The organism is Streptomyces sp. JK94 (assembly GCF_053613315.1).
In genome coordinates, this window is record NZ_JBSICH010000005.1 from 1 (window position 1) to 13272 (window position 13272).

13 protein-coding genes and 2 pseudogenes are annotated in these 13272 nt (G+C 71.7%); 8 read left to right on the forward strand and 7 right to left on the reverse strand.

What is annotated here, in order from left to right; translation table 11 throughout:
• Positions 1 to 184: 184 nt before the first annotated feature.
• Positions 185 to 367, forward strand: a complete 183-nt coding sequence (locus tag ACVV2G_RS04380; RefSeq protein ID WP_453841237.1) for a DUF6104 family protein — start codon at positions 185 to 187, stop codon at positions 365 to 367.
• Between the two features lie 224 nt (positions 368 to 591).
• Here the strand turns inward: ACVV2G_RS04380 and ACVV2G_RS04385 are convergent, their stop codons facing one another.
• Positions 592 to 1401, reverse strand: a complete 810-nt coding sequence (locus ACVV2G_RS04385) for a hypothetical protein (protein ID WP_453841238.1) — start codon at positions 1399 to 1401, stop codon at positions 592 to 594.
• 137 nt (positions 1402 to 1538) lie between these two features.
• On the opposite strand from ACVV2G_RS04385, the gene ACVV2G_RS04390 reads away from it, so the two are divergent.
• Positions 1539 to 2501, forward strand: coding sequence for a DUF4097 family beta strand repeat-containing protein (locus tag ACVV2G_RS04390; RefSeq protein ID WP_453841317.1), 963 nt, complete (start codon positions 1539 to 1541; stop codon positions 2499 to 2501).
• Position 2502: 1 nt separating this feature from the next.
• The gene (locus tag ACVV2G_RS04395) at positions 2503 to 3579 is read left to right on the forward strand and encodes a PadR family transcriptional regulator (protein WP_453841239.1); all 1077 of its coding nucleotides are present in this window, start codon (positions 2503 to 2505) and stop codon (positions 3577 to 3579) included.
• Positions 3580 to 3888: 309 nt separating this feature from the next.
• On the opposite strand, the pseudogene ACVV2G_RS04400 reads toward ACVV2G_RS04395, so the two are convergent.
• The 3 genes and pseudogenes from ACVV2G_RS04400 to ACVV2G_RS04410 form a co-directional block, all read right to left on the reverse strand.
• A pseudogene (locus tag ACVV2G_RS04400) lies at positions 3889 to 4212 on the reverse strand (Clp protease N-terminal domain-containing protein); the annotation flags it as partial.
• 78 nt (positions 4213 to 4290) lie between these two features.
• Positions 4291 to 5256 carry a zinc-binding dehydrogenase gene (locus ACVV2G_RS04405; RefSeq protein WP_453841240.1) on the reverse strand — a complete coding sequence of 322 codons (966 nt, stop codon included), beginning with the start codon at positions 5254 to 5256 and terminating at the stop codon, positions 4291 to 4293.
• A 247-nt stretch (positions 5257 to 5503) separates the two neighbouring features.
• Positions 5504 to 6730, reverse strand: a complete 1227-nt coding sequence (locus tag ACVV2G_RS04410) for an NAD(P)-dependent malic enzyme (RefSeq protein WP_453841241.1) — start codon at positions 6728 to 6730, stop codon at positions 5504 to 5506.
• A gap of 642 nt (positions 6731 to 7372) precedes the next feature.
• Here ACVV2G_RS04410 and ACVV2G_RS04415 point away from each other — a divergent pair.
• From ACVV2G_RS04415 to ACVV2G_RS04425, 3 genes are read left to right on the forward strand one after another with little or no spacing between them, the layout of a single operon-like run.
• Positions 7373 to 8332 (forward strand): ABC transporter substrate-binding protein, encoded by a 960-nt coding sequence (locus ACVV2G_RS04415; protein ID WP_453841242.1) that lies wholly within the window; start codon positions 7373 to 7375, stop codon positions 8330 to 8332.
• Between the two features lie 29 nt (positions 8333 to 8361).
• Positions 8362 to 9309: an amino acid ABC transporter permease gene (locus ACVV2G_RS04420; protein WP_453841243.1), complete on the forward strand. Its 948-nt coding sequence runs from the start codon at positions 8362 to 8364 to the stop codon at positions 9307 to 9309.
• On the forward strand, positions 9306 to 10067 hold the full coding sequence (locus tag ACVV2G_RS04425) for an amino acid ABC transporter ATP-binding protein (RefSeq protein ID WP_453841244.1): 762 nt from the start codon (positions 9306 to 9308) through the stop codon (positions 10065 to 10067). The genes ACVV2G_RS04420 and ACVV2G_RS04425 overlap by 4 nt, the downstream gene beginning before the upstream one ends.
• 115 nt (positions 10068 to 10182) lie before the next feature.
• On the opposite strand, the gene ACVV2G_RS04430 is transcribed toward ACVV2G_RS04425, so the two are convergent.
• Complete coding sequence (locus tag ACVV2G_RS04430; protein ID WP_453841246.1) at positions 10183 to 10962, reverse strand: class I SAM-dependent methyltransferase; 780 nt, start codon at positions 10960 to 10962, stop codon at positions 10183 to 10185.
• A 99-nt stretch (positions 10963 to 11061) separates the two neighbouring features.
• On the opposite strand from ACVV2G_RS04430, the gene ACVV2G_RS04435 reads away from it, so the two are divergent.
• Positions 11062 to 11691, forward strand: coding sequence for a CGNR zinc finger domain-containing protein (locus ACVV2G_RS04435; protein WP_453841247.1), 630 nt, complete (start codon positions 11062 to 11064; stop codon positions 11689 to 11691).
• Here the strand turns inward: ACVV2G_RS04435 and sodX are convergent.
• The gene (gene sodX / locus ACVV2G_RS04440) at positions 11595 to 12029 is read right to left on the reverse strand and encodes a nickel-type superoxide dismutase maturation protease (RefSeq protein WP_453841248.1); all 435 of its coding nucleotides are present in this window, start codon (positions 12027 to 12029) and stop codon (positions 11595 to 11597) included. The two genes, ACVV2G_RS04435 and sodX, sit on opposite strands and share 97 nt — an antisense overlap.
• A 145-nt stretch (positions 12030 to 12174) precedes the next feature.
• Between sodX and sodN the strand changes: the two genes are divergently transcribed.
• Entirely contained in the window at positions 12175 to 12570 is a 396-nt protein-coding gene (gene sodN, locus ACVV2G_RS04445; RefSeq protein ID WP_053136948.1) for a superoxide dismutase, Ni, read from the forward strand.
• 111 nt (positions 12571 to 12681) lie between these two features.
• Here the strand turns inward: sodN and ACVV2G_RS04450 are convergent.
• Positions 12682 to 13254 (reverse strand): annotated as a pseudogene (locus ACVV2G_RS04450) (GNAT family N-acetyltransferase).
• Positions 13255 to 13272 lie beyond the last annotated feature (18 nt).

The window sequence follows — 13272 nt, forward strand, 5'->3', positions numbered from 1 at the left end:
CCTGACGGGCCCGGCGTGACCGACGTGGCCTGACGGCCGCACGGGCGCGCCGGGCCCGCCGGTCCGCTGGGCGGACCGGGCCCTCCGGCGTACCGGACACCGCCTATCCTGGGACCAGCGGTTCCGACAGATCCGACCCTGTTCGACCCGGCCGAACCAGCCGGCCCATCCGACGGAGAGCACGTTGTACTTCACCGACCGCGGCATCGAGGAACTGGCGAAGCGGCGCGGCGAGGAAGAGGTCACCTTCGAGTGGCTCGCCGACCAGCTGCGGACCTTCGTGGACCTGAACCCGGACTTCGAGGTGCCCGTGGAGCGGCTGGCGACGTGGCTGGCGCGACTGGACGACGAGGACAACGAGGACTAGGACGACGAGCAGCCGCCCGTCGTACGAACCGGACCGGACGCGTCCCCGGGCCCTCGGGCCCCCGCAGTCCGCGCCTCGGCGCATCGGCGCCGAACCGCCTCGACGCCGGACCGCCGTGCGGCTGTGCGCCGCGTGACCACCGCGCCGTGTGACCACCGCGCCGTGTGACCCGCGCGCCGCGTACGGCTGTGCGCCGCGTGAACGGCGTACAGCCGCCGCGTCGGTCAGGGGCGCCGTGAGAGGCCGTACGCCGCCCCCAGCGCACCGTGTGCCAGCAGGAGCGCCCCCGCCGTGGTCCAGCCGCCGCTGCGGCGCCGCACGCCCCAGGCGGTGAGCGGCAGGCCGGCCGCCATCTGCGCCAGGGCCAGGGCACGGGCCCCGGGGCCGCCCACCCAGGGCATCCACGGGGCGAGGCGCGTCTCGTCGGCGGTGGGGCGCCGCCCGGGGGCCTCGGTCCGCCGGACGCCGGGCAGGGCACGGGCGGCCGCGCCGAGGCGGTCGGCGGGCTCGCCGGGGTCGAGCCCGGCGGGGAGTGCGATCCCCGCGCGCGTGAGGACCGCGAGCAGCCCGCGCAGTCTGGCCCGGGCGTCGGCCTCGGGATCGGGGCCGGTCAGCCGGTCCAGCGACGCGAGGTCCAGGACGGGATCCAGGCCGAGGCGGGCGGCGAAGGTGCGCATCGCCTCGTCCTCGCCGGCCGGGACGCCGCTCGCGAGCCACACGTAGCCGACGGGGCGACGGAATCCGGACGCGAGGGTGAAGCCGGCCCGGTCGGCGTCCCACCACAGGGCGAGTACGGGCCACGGGGCGCCGACGGCGAGCGCCGCGGCCCAGCCGGTGAGCACGCGGTCGACCGGTTCGCCGCCGTGCCGCCAGGGTCTGCCCTCGGGAACGAGCACACTCCACGGCCCGCCGGCCCGGGCGAGCGGCATGCGCTCCCCCAGCAGCGGGGCGACGGCGGCGACCGAGTCCGGCTCCGCACGGCACAGCAGCAGGGCACCGGCAGTGGGGGCGGGTACGGACTTTTCCGTCGACATGCTCACAAGTTAGGGCACTGCCGCCCTCCCGGCCGTTCGGAGGTCACCAGAACGGGTGCCTTGACTTTCCGCGTCCGCGATATATCGTGAAATTGGGAGGACGCGATATGGCGCGTTCGGTCAAGGAGGTCTGCACGATGTCCGAGTGGTCCGTCGCGGAGCCCGGGAAACTCACCTTCGACGAGTCCGTGAGCGAGCTTCACGTACGCATCGTCGGTGGAACGGTGAACGTCGTGGGCGCGGACGAGGGTCCCGCCCGCCTGGAGGTGTCCGAGATCGAGGGACCGCCCCTGATCGTGACCCACCGGGGCGGCGTACTCACGGTGGCCTACGAGGACCTCCCCTGGAAGGGTTTCCTCAAGTGGCTGGACCGCAGAGGGTGGCGGCGCAGCGCGGTGGTCTCCCTGGCCGTGCCGACCGGCACCCGCGTGGAGGTGGGCGTGGTCAGCGCGACGGCCGTCGTCTCCGGGCTCGAGGGACGTGCCGAGGTGAGAGGCGTCTCCGGGGACACCACGCTGGTCAGCCTCTCCGGCCCGGTCCGCGCGAACACCGTCTCCGGGAACGTGGAGGCGCAGGCCCTCAGCGGCGACCTGCGCTTCACCTCCGTCTCCGGTGACCTGACGGTGGTCGAGGCGGGCTCCTCCGTCCGGGCGGACTCGGTGAGCGGTTCGATGATCGTCGACCTGGACACGGCCGGCGAGCCCACCGCCATCGACCTGACCAGCGTCTCGGGCGAGATCGCCATCCGGCTGCCGCAGCCGGCCGACGCGCGGGTGGAGGCGAACACGGCCAGTGGCACCGTCTCCAGCGCCTTCGAGGACCTCCGGATGGCCGGGCAGTGGGGCGCCAAGCGGATCACCGGGCGGCTCGGCGCGGGCAACGGCCGGCTGAAGGCCACCACGGTCTCCGGCTCGATCGCCCTGCTGCGCCGTCCGGCGACGGAGGACGCCCCACGAGAGGGGCGGCCGCCGCAGGACGCCGCCGACACCGCCCCCGCGGGCGGCCCACAAACCGACTCGGGGGACAATTCCACTTCCGGCCGGGACCACGGCGCCCCCGGCGCCCCGGCCGACGGCACGACCCACAAGAAGGTGCTCTGACATGCCCCCCGTCTTCGCGCACGGCCGCCTCCGCCTCTACCTCCTCAAACTCCTGGACGAGGCCCCGCGCCACGGCTACGAGGTGATCCGCCTTCTCGAAGAGCGCTTCCAGGGTCTGTACGCACCGTCGGCGGGCACGGTGTACCCGCGCTTGGCCAAGCTGGAGGCCGAGGGCCTGGTGACCCACACCACCGAGGGCGGCCGCAAGGTGTACGCCATCACGGACGCCGGACGCGCCGAGCTGGCCGACCGCAGTGGTGAGCTGGCCGACCTGGAGCTGGAGATCAGGGAATCGGTGGCCGAGCTCGCCGCCGAGATCCGGGCCGACGTGCGCGGCGCGGCGGGCGACCTGCGCCGGGAGATGCGGGCCGCCGCCAGTGCCGCCCGCCGGGGCGCCGGCACGGCGGCGCCCGACGAGGCCGACGGCTCCGCCGCCGGTGCGGCGGACTCCGACGAGAAGGAGGCCGGGCGCGCGGCCAAGGAGGAGATGCGACGCGTCAAGCAGGAGTGGAAGGACCAGGCCCGCCGCGCCAAGGACGAGAGCCGTCGCGCCCGCGAGGAGGCCCAGCGGGCCCGGCACCAGGCCAAGGAGGCCCAGGAACGGGCTCGGGCACAGGCCCAGGAGGAGGTGCAGCGCATCGCCCAGCGGGTCCAGGAACAGGTGCAGGACCACTTCTCGCGCGGCGACTGGCCGACGGGCCTGCGCGAGGGCCTGAGCGAACTGGCCAAGGAGGTCGGCGACTTCGGCAAGGAGTTCGGCAGGGACTGGGGCTTCGGCCGTACCGACGCCGGGACGACGGCCACCCACCGGCAGGAGCACTCCTGCACTGCCGAGTACTCCGACACCCCCGAGGACTTCCCGGCCGGCTACGCCCCGGCCTGGGCCCACGAGGACACCGCGGAGTCCACCGGTGACCCGGCCCGCGACCTGGACCGGCTGCTCGACCGCTTCCGGGACGACATCCGCGACGCGGCCAGGGACCACGGCGTCACGGCCGACCAGCTCCGCGACGCCCGCGGACAGCTGTCGACGGCGGCGGCCCACATCGGCGCGATACTGCGGACGCCGAAGGCCTGAGCCCCGGCGCGGCCCGGCGCCCCCGGCAGACGCCTCACCGGGAGCCACCGTGGCAGCGTCGTACCACCGCCGCCGACCTTGCCGGGCCTCGGCAGGGGCCATACCGGTGGCCTCGCCGGGGGACCGGTTGGAGGGCCGGCTGGGGCCACGCCGGTGGCCGGTTCGGAGCCGCACCGGTGACCTCTCCGGGGACCGGCCGGGGCCGCGCCGCTGAGCGACTCGTGGCCGCACCGCTGACCGCTTCGGGGCGCCGCACCGCAGACCGGTTCGGAGCCGCACCGGTGGCCGCGCCGGGCTACGCACGCCCGCTCACATCAGGCGCAGGCCCCCCGCGCCCCCGCCCAGCACCCCGTTCAGCGACGCCTGGGTCTCCCCGTAGTCGGCGAGCACCTCGGCCGGCACACCGGGACGGACGGTCAGGGCGAGGAGGATGTGCTCGTCACCGATGTGCCGGTCGTGCCGGGCGACGGCGACCCGCAGGGCCTGCTCCAGCACCTCCTTGGCGCCCTTGCCGAAGCGGCGGCGCCCGGACCGGTGCCGTTCGCCCTCCCCGTCGCCGGACATCGCGCCGACACCATGGGCCTCCTCCATCCGGGCGACGATCTCGGAGACGTCGATCCCCAGCCCGGCGAGGGGACACACGAACGGCGGGCCCGGAGGACCGGACCCGCCGTGGCGGACGGGAGGGACAGGGTGGACGGGAGGAACGCGTCAGGACCCGCTGAGTACGATCTTGCCGAACTGCCCGCCCGAGGCCATCCGCTCGAAGCCCTCGCGGGCCCGGTCCAGCGGGAGCACCTCGTCGATGACGGGGCGTACGCCGGTGGCGGCGCAGAAGGACAGCAGGTCCTCCAACTCGTCCTTGGTGCCCATCGTGGAGCCGACGATCCTGAGCTCCAGGAAGAAGACCCGGGTCAGTTCGGCGTGCGAGGGCCGGTCACCGCTGGTGGCACCGGAGATGACCAGCGTGCCGCCCGGCCGCAGCGACTTCACCGAGTGGGACCAGGTGGCGGCACCCACGGTCTCGATCACGGCATCGACCCGCTGCGGCAGCCGCGCGCCCGGCTCGACGGCCTCCACGGCGCCCAGCTCCAGGGCCCGCTTCCGCTTGGCCTCGTCCCGGCTGGTGGCGAAGACCCGCAGCCCCGCAGCCTTGCCGAGCACGATCGCAGCCGTGGCGACCCCTCCGCCAGCGCCCTGCACCAGCACCGAGTCACCGGGACGCACCCCGGCGTTGGTGAACAGCATCCGGTACGCCGTCAGCCAGGCGGTCGGCAGACAGGCCGCCTCCTCGAAGGAGAGCTCCTTCGGCTTGGGCAGGATGTTCCAGGTGGGCACGGCGACCTGCTCGGCGAACGTCCCCGGATAGCGCTCGGTGAGGATGGAGCGGGGCTCCTCGGGGCCCACCCCGTGACCGGTCTGCCCGATCACGGAGTGCAGGACGACCTCGTTGCCGTCCTCGTCGACACCGGCGGCGTCACAGCCGAGGATCATCGGCAGCCGCTCCTCGGGGAGGCCGACACCGCGCAGGGACCACAGGTCGTGATGGTTGAGGGAGGCGGCCCTGACATCGACGACGCTCCAGCCGGGGCGGGCCTCGGGAGCCGGGCGTTCTCCCGACTCCAGGCCGGTCAGCGGCCGGTCGCGGTCGATTCGGGCGGCGTAGACAGCGAACATGACCTTGACGATAGGTTCCGCACCGGCCATCCGGAACCGTGCCGCCCTGTGACACACGCCCTCTTGCCGTCGGCGCGCAGTCCGACCGTCCCGCGCAGAGGGCACACCGCCCGGCCGCCCCGCACAGAGGGCACACCGCCCGGCCGCCCCGCACAGAGGGCACACCGCCCGGCCGCCCCAGACACGGGACACGGGAAAGGCCCCGCCCCAAGGGACGGGGCCGTCGGCCCGCACGTGTGTCACACCGTCACCGGCGCGCGACACCCTCCGCCCGGGCCGCCGCCGCCACGGCCGCCGTGACGGCCGGGGCGACCCGCTCGTCGAACGGGGACGGGATGACGTAGTCCGCGGCGAGGTCGTCCCCCACCACGGAGGCCAGCGCCTCGGCCGCCGCGAGCTTCATGCCCTCGGTGATCCGGGACGCCCGCACCTGCAGCGCACCCGCGAAGATGCCCGGGAACGCCAGCACGTTGTTGATCTGGTTCGGGAAGTCCGAGCGCCCCGTGGCGACGACCGCCGCGTACTTGTGCGCGACCTCCGGGTGCACCTCGGGGTTCGGGTTGGCCATCGCGAAGACGAACGCGCCCTTCGCCATCGAGGCCACCGCCGGCTCCGGCACCGTACCGCCGGAGACGCCGATGAAGACGTCGGCGCCCGACAGGGCCGCCTCCAGCGAGCCGGACAGTCCGGCCTTGTTGGTGAAGGAGGCCAACTCCCGCTTGACCGGGGTCAGATCCTCCCGGTCGGCAGACACGAGGCCCTTGCGGTCGGCGACCGCGACATCCCCGATACCGGCCTCCACCAGCATCTTGGCGATGGCGACCCCGGCCGCGCCGGCGCCGGAGATCACCGCCCGCAGCTCACCCAGCGTCCGCCCGCTCAGCCGCGCGGCGTTCCGCAGCGCCGCCAGCGTCACGACCGCCGTGCCGTGCTGGTCGTCGTGGAAGACCGGGATGTCGAGGCGCTCCTGGAGCTTGCGCTCGATCTCGAAGCACCGCGGCGCCGAGATGTCCTCCAGGTTCACACCACCGAAGGAGGGCGCGAGCCGCACCACCGTCTCGACGATCTCGTCGGCGTCCGTGCAGGCCAGCGCGATCGGAACCGCGTCCACACCGCCGAACTGCTTGAACAGGATCGCCTTCCCCTCCATCACCGGAAGAGAAGCCTCGGGCCCGATGTCCCCGAGCCCCAGGACGGCCGTACCGTCCGTCACGACCGCCACGACCGACGACTTCCACGTGTAGTCGTGCACCAGGTCGGGCTGCTCGGCGATCGCGCTGCACACTTTCGCGACGCCGGGCGTGTACGCCAGGGACAGGTCGTCCTTGTCGCGGACCGGCACGGTGGCCTGCACGGCCATCTTGCCTCCGCGGTGCAGGGCGAACGCCGGGTCGAAGGGGTCGAGGGGCTCCCCCGCCTCCTGTTCCGTACCGGCGTCGCTGTCGCTGCGAGGATTGACGATCTCCGCTGCCACTTTGTGTTACCCCTTAAGAGTTCACGGTTTGAGGGTTTGTCCACTCCTGGTGAGGAATGGGCGGGCACCGCGCAGGAAGATGGCTGTCCGGGCCACGCGGGCCCCTGCGCGACGGGCGCGCCGCACACGCGCCCTGAGCCCCTGATGAGGGGTGTGAAGAACCTTCTTACCCGACGGACACCCCCCTCGACGAGTCCGATAAGGGCAAGCTCACATGTCGGACCTCGAACGCCGCATGCCGGTGACATGGCTCATAGCCGGGGATCAGGACAACTTCCCGTCACCCCTTGACAGGCCAGCGGAACACACTTTCGACGGCCGCACGTACCGCCGAACCGCTTCCGCATTTCGATAAATGCCGAAGATCTTCCGGCCGGAAGGGGTGATTCCCGTAAAGGTTCGGACGTGATGTACCGAACTGGTGCGGTTCGGGGGGTGACCCGTTATCCGATTTTGACATGACGTCCCCCCTGAACGACCGAGTCCGAATGGCAAGATGCCGTAATCACACGAGGTCGCGACACTCGAAGGCGTGTGCCCTCGTCGACCCACGGCGCCTGCCGGTCCCCCGGCCTGCGCCGCGCCCCACCGGAACTCCACCGTCCCCATCGGCATCTCCTTTCATCCGCCGGAGGAACCACCATGACCGCACGCTCCACCCGTCGTACGACCGCCGCGCACTCCCGGCTAGCAGCGGTCGGTGCGATCGCGGTCGCAGGCGCCCTGCTGCTCACCGGATGCGGCGACCAGACCGAGAGCAGCAATTCCGGCAGCGACAACCAGTCCGCGGCCGGCGCCCCGCTGGCCGACAGGCTGCCCCAGTCCATCCGCGACAAGGGCGTCGTCAAGGTCGGCTCCGACATCGCCTACGCCCCGGTCGAGTTCAAGGACGAGTCCGGCAAGACGGTCGGCATCGACCCCGACCTCGCGGACGCCATGGGCAAGCAGCTCGGGGTGACGTTCGAGTTCGAGAACGGCACCTTCGACACCCTGATCACCGGTCTGCGCTCCAAGCGCTACGACATCGCCATGTCCGCGATGACCGACACCAAGGACCGCCAGGAGGGCGTCGACTCCGACACGGGCAAGAAGGTCGGCGAGGGCGTCGACTTCGTGGACTACTTCACCGCCGGTGTCTCGATCTACACCAAGAAGGGCGACGACCAGGGCATCAAGAGCTGGTCCGACCTGTGCGGCAAGAAGCTCGTTCTGCAGCGCGGCACGGTCTCCGAGGACCTCGCCAAGGCCGAGAACGAGAAGTGCCCGGCCGGAAAGAAGATCTCCATGGAGGCCTTCGACAACGATCAGCAGGCCCAGACCCGCCTGCGCGCCGGCGGCGCCGACGCCGGCTCCTCCGACTTCCCGGTCGCGGCCTACGCGGTGAAGACCTCGGGCGGCGGCAACGACTTCCAGCTCGTCGGCGAGCAGGTCGAGGCCGCTCCGTACGGCATCGCGGTCGCCAAGGACAACGCCCAGCTGCGCGACGCCCTGAAGGCGGCGCTGGACGCGGTCATCGCCAACGGCGAGTACAAGAAGATCATGGACAAGTGGGGCGTGACGGAAGGCGCCGTCACGGAGGCCACCATCAACGGCGGCAAGTGACCGCGCGGCGGCACTGAAAGGCAACATCCGTGACTGTTGACATCGACAAGACGGCGGGCGGCCCGGCCGGCACCCCGCCGGCCGGACCGGAGGCCATCAAGGCCGTCCCGGTCCGGCACTACGGGCGCTACGTCTCGGCGGCCGTCGCGATCGCGCTGCTGGCCGCGGTCGTCTACGCGTTCTCCCAGGGCAAGATCAACTGGGGTACGCTCCCGGACTACTTCTTCGACGACCGCATCCTGTCCGGCATGGGCAAGACGCTTCTGATCACCGTCCTGGCCATGCTGATCGGCATCGTCGGCGGCGTCCTGCTCGCCGTGATGCGGCTGTCGAAGAACCCGGTGACCTCGTCCATCGCGTGGTTCTACATCTGGTTCTTCCGCGGCACCCCGGTCCTGGTGCAGCTGATCGTCTGGTTCAACCTGGGCCTGGTCTTCGAGTACATCAACCTCGGCCCGGTCTACCGCGACGAGTGGTCGGACTTCATGACGCCGTTCCTGACGGCGCTGCTCGGCCTCGGCCTCAACGAGGCCGCGTACATGGCGGAGATCTGCCGTGCCGGTCTGCTCGCGGTCGACGAGGGCCAGACCGAGGCGTCGCACGCGCTCGGCATGAGTCACGTCAAGACGCTGCGCCGGATCGTCATCCCGCAGGCGATGCGCGTGATCGTGCCGCCCACGGGCAACGAGGTCATCAACATGCTGAAGACGACCTCGCTGGTCTCGGTCGTCCAGTACCCCGAGCTGTTCCGCGCCGCCCAGGACATCGGCCAGACCTCGGGGGCCCCGGCCGAGATGCTGTTCCTGGCCGCGGCCTGGTACCTGCTGCTGACCTCGATCTTCAGCGTCGGCCAGTACTACCTGGAGCGCTACTACGCCCGCGGCTCGAGCCGCAGTCTGCCGGCGACGCCGTGGCAGAAGATCAGGACGAACGTACTGTCCCTGTCGAACCGATCCAAGGCGGGAGGTACCGCATGACCGCCATGGTCAAGGCCGAGGGCGTGCACAAGTCCTTCGGCGCCGTCGAGGTCCTCAAGGGCATCGACCTGGAGGTGAAGTCCGGCGAGGTGTTCTGCCTCATCGGCCCCTCCGGCTCGGGCAAGTCGACCTTCCTGCGCTGCATCAACCACCTGGAGAAGATCAACGCCGGACGCCTCTACGTCGACGGCGAGCTGGTCGGCTACCGCCAGAAGGGCGACAAGCTCTACGAGCTGAAGGACAGCGAGGTCGCCGTCAAGCGCCGGGACATCGGTATGGTCTTCCAGCGCTTCAACCTGTTCCCGCACATGACGGCCCTGGAGAACGTCATGGAGGCGCCGGTGCAGGTCAGGGGCGTGAGCAAGGCCCAGGCCAGGGACCGCGCGGGCGGGCTCCTGGAGCGCGTGGGCCTGGCCGACAAGGCCGGCAACTACCCCTCGCAGCTCTCCGGCGGCCAGCAGCAGCGGGTCGCGATCGCGCGGGCCCTCGCCATGGACCCGAAGCTGATGCTGTTCGACGAGCCCACCTCGGCCCTCGACCCGGAGCTGGTCGGCGACGTCCTCGACGTCATGCGCGATCTCGCCGAGTCCGGCATGACGATGGTGGTCGTCACCCACGAGATGGGTTTCGCCCGCGAGGTCGGCGACAGCCTGGTCTTCATGGACGACGGCGTGGTGGTCGAGTCGGGCGATCCGCGCGTCGTCCTGACGGACCCGCAGCACGAGCGGACGAAGTCGTTCCTGTCCAAGGTTCTCTGAGGACGCGTCCTGCGCGGATCGAAGGACGCCCGCCGGGCGCTCGAACGTCGCTCGTACGACGGTGGAGCGAGGGGGCGGTACGGGTCTCCGTACCGCCCCCTCCGCCCGTCCCGGGCTACTTGAGTGCCAGCAGCAGCGTGTCCGACGGCGAGCACCACACCGGCCGCACCTCGCCGAAGCCCTTCTCGCGCAGCACGCGCGCGTGCCACGCCGCCGAGGGCATGTCGCCGTCGGCGTGCTCGCCGTAGATCTCGAAGCGGCGGGCGGTGGGTCCGGCGAGGACCGGGTCCTTGGCGGCGAGCTGCCACCACTCGGCCCAGTCGAGCGCGCCCCTCCCCTTGGCGGCGTCCATCTGCGCATGCCGGTGCGCGCGCTCGGCCGCGTTGATCCGGGGCGTCGACTCGTCGATCATGTGGTCCGCGTTCATGAGGACACCACCGTCGCGGACCAGCTCCGCGACCTGACCGTAGAGGGCCGCCAGAGGTTCGGTGTGGAACCAGTGCAGAGCCGTGGCGGTCAGCACCGCGTCGTAGGAGTCGTACGGCAGCTTCGCCGTCCAGTCGGGGTCCTTGAGGTCGGCGGTGACCAGGTGGACCCGGTCGTCGTCCGCGAAGGTGCCCTCGGCGATGGCGAGGAGCGCGGGGTCGAGGTCCACGCCGGTGCTGGTGGCCTCCGGGAACCGGGCGAGCAGCCGGGCCGTGATGGTCCCGGTGCCGCAGGCGAGGTCGAGCACGCGCGGTGCCGGGCCGACCAGCGCCCCGACCATGTCCAGCATGGTCCGGAAGCGGTCCTCCCGGTCGGGCATGTACGACTCCTGCTGCCGGTCCCAGCTCTCCTGCCAGGCCTGCCAGTCGGCTGCGGGCGTGGTGGCGGTGCTGATGTCCGCGTCCGTCATGGAGCCGCTCCTCGCGTGCGTCACGTAATACCCTGGACCCACGATCAGCTGTTACCTGACCGCAGGCACGACCATAGAGCCCCTCCGTAAGGACTACAAGTGGAACTGGCCTATTACTCGGATTACGCCGTCCGTCTCGTCAACACCGAGGAGCCGGCCCGGGGGCAGGACTCCCTCACCTCCGTCGAGGCCGTCCGGAAGCTCTTCGGCACCAACCAGTCGGCGGCCCGGCGTGCCACGGACACGGACGTGACCCGGTTCCGCTCGGTGCGGGGCCGACTGCGCGCGGTTTTCGAGGCGGCCGACGGCGGCGACGAGACCCTCGCCGTGGACCTCCTGAACTCCCTCCTCCTGGAGTTCCCGGTGAGCCCGCAGATCTCCGGCCACGACCACCGCGACGACGACGGCAGCCCCCTGTGGCACATGCACCTGGCCGACCACCCGTCCAACGCGACCGCCGGTTTCGCCGCCATCGCGGCGATGGGCCTGGCCTTCCACCTCACCGAGTACGGCGTGGACCGCCTGGGCCTGTGCGAGGCGGCGCCCTGCCGCAACGCCTACCTGGACACCTCCACCAACCGCTCCCGGCGCTACTGCTCCGACCGCTGCGCCACCCGTGCCAACGTCGCCGCCTACCGGGCCCGCAAACGCCTGGAGGCGGACCGGTCGCCCAGCACCGGCCTGAGCGCCGACAGGAACCAGCGGACCACGGCGAAGGGCGAGCGCTGACCGGCCTTGAGCGGCCGGTAGCGCAACCGCACCCTGCCGAGCACCAGCTCCTCCGGCACGACCCCGTAGTCGGTGCTGTCGCCGCCCGCGAAGGCGTTGTCCCCGAGCACCCACCAGCCGGCTCCGCGCCGCTCGACGGCCCGCTTGACCACGAGCAGGTCCTGCTGGAAGGGGTGCCGCAGCACGATCACGTCACCCGGCCCGACCCGTGCTCCCCAGTGGACGAGCAGCACGTCCCCGTGGTGCAGCGTGGGCACCATCGACGGCCCGGTCACCTCGGCCGGACCGAACGGCAACGACCCTCTCGCGCGCTCGGTCTCCTGTGACGACTCCGGCATCACCCGGCACCTCCCCGGTCTTTCCTCCACCAGTCTCAGTGTCACCCCGGACTTTTGTCCTAAGCCCACGGGGGCACCCGCCAAAACGGGTCTCGCAGGGAGTAATGTCCCCCCTGAGAAGACGATCACGAGGAAGGAACGCTTCATGCTTTCCCGCCTGTTTGCCCCCAAGGTCACGGTCAGCGCCCACTGCGACCTGCCCTGCGGCGTGTACGACCCTGCCCAGGCCCGCATCGAGGCGGAGTCGGTCAAGGCCGTGCAGGAGAAGATGGCCGGCAACGACGACCCGCACTTCCAGACGCGTGCCACGGTCATCAAGGAGCAGCGCGCCGAGCTGGCCAAGCACCACGTCTCCGTGCTGTGGAGCGACTACTTCAAGCCGCCGCACTTCGAGAAGTACCCGGAGCTGCACCAGCTGGTCAACGACACCCTGAAGGCCCTGTCGGCCGCCAAGGGCTCGACCGACCCGGCGACCGGCCAGAAGGCCCTGGACTACATCGCCCAGATCGACAAGATCTTCTGGGAGACCAAGAAGGCCTGACCCGAGGTCACGCCGTTCGGCCTGTGGCCGCGCGGTCTTCCGGTTCGCACCCGGCCCCCGGTACGCCGATCACGGCGTCCCCGGCGGGCCGGGTGCGCGCGTTCGGCCCGGTCAGGGCTCCGCCGGCGTCCGGGGGTCGCACCACATCGGCCACATCCGGGGGCCGTCGGGCAGCTCCAGGGCCCGGCCGGAGGCACTGCTCGCCTCCAGAGAGGCCGGCAGCTCCTCACGGTCGCAGCGGTCGAGCACCGACTCGATGAGCGCGGTTCCCGGCCCCTGACCGTGCCGCCCCGGGACCACCCGGATCATCCACAGGTACGCGTGGGCCCGGCCGGACGGATGGATGCCCTCCGTGAGCCGGGCCATCAGCTCGACGCGCTCGTTGCCCGGATCGACGGCCTCGCGCACCTGGGCGGGTCCGTCGCCGTCGACCGGGCTCGCCGTCGGCGGACCTGCCCGCGGGTACGGGCAGCCACAGCGCGCGGGCCGCGCCGTCCTCGGTGACGTCGATGTGTCCCTCGGCGAGCACGGCGTCGGGGAAAGGGGCCATCAGCCGGTGGTGGGTCCGGCGGCGGTGCTCCTCGTCGGGAAGACCCAGCAGCTCACCGGATCGTCCCGGAAGGCCGCCTCCAGCAACCGGACGGCCAGGTCCCGGTCGCCTTCCCCCGCCGTCCGGATCACCACACCCGTGCCCGCCCGCCC

What these genes read in the sequence shown, in the direction of transcription:
- ACVV2G_RS04415 (WP_453841242.1), top strand. Translation starts at nt 7,373, where the DNA reads ATGACCGCACGCTCCACCCGTCGTACGACCGCCGCGCACTCCCGGCTA.
- sodN (WP_053136948.1), top strand. Translation starts at nt 12,175, where the DNA reads ATGCTTTCCCGCCTGTTTGCCCCCAAGGTCACGGTCAGCGCCCACTGC.
- ACVV2G_RS04425 (WP_453841244.1), top strand. Translation starts at nt 9,306, where the DNA reads ATGACCGCCATGGTCAAGGCCGAGGGCGTGCACAAGTCCTTCGGCGCC.
- sodX (WP_453841248.1), bottom strand. Translation starts at nt 12,029, where the DNA reads ATGCCGGAGTCGTCACAGGAGACCGAGCGCGCGAGAGGGTCGTTGCCG.
- ACVV2G_RS04430 (WP_453841246.1), bottom strand. Translation starts at nt 10,962, where the DNA reads ATGACGGACGCGGACATCAGCACCGCCACCACGCCCGCAGCCGACTGG.
- ACVV2G_RS04390 (WP_453841317.1), top strand. Translation starts at nt 1,539, where the DNA reads ATGTCCGAGTGGTCCGTCGCGGAGCCCGGGAAACTCACCTTCGACGAG.
- ACVV2G_RS04395 (WP_453841239.1), top strand. Translation starts at nt 2,503, where the DNA reads ATGCCCCCCGTCTTCGCGCACGGCCGCCTCCGCCTCTACCTCCTCAAA.
- ACVV2G_RS04385 (WP_453841238.1), bottom strand. Translation starts at nt 1,401, where the DNA reads ATGTCGACGGAAAAGTCCGTACCCGCCCCCACTGCCGGTGCCCTGCTG.
- ACVV2G_RS04405 (WP_453841240.1), bottom strand. Translation starts at nt 5,256, where the DNA reads ATGTTCGCTGTCTACGCCGCCCGAATCGACCGCGACCGGCCGCTGACC.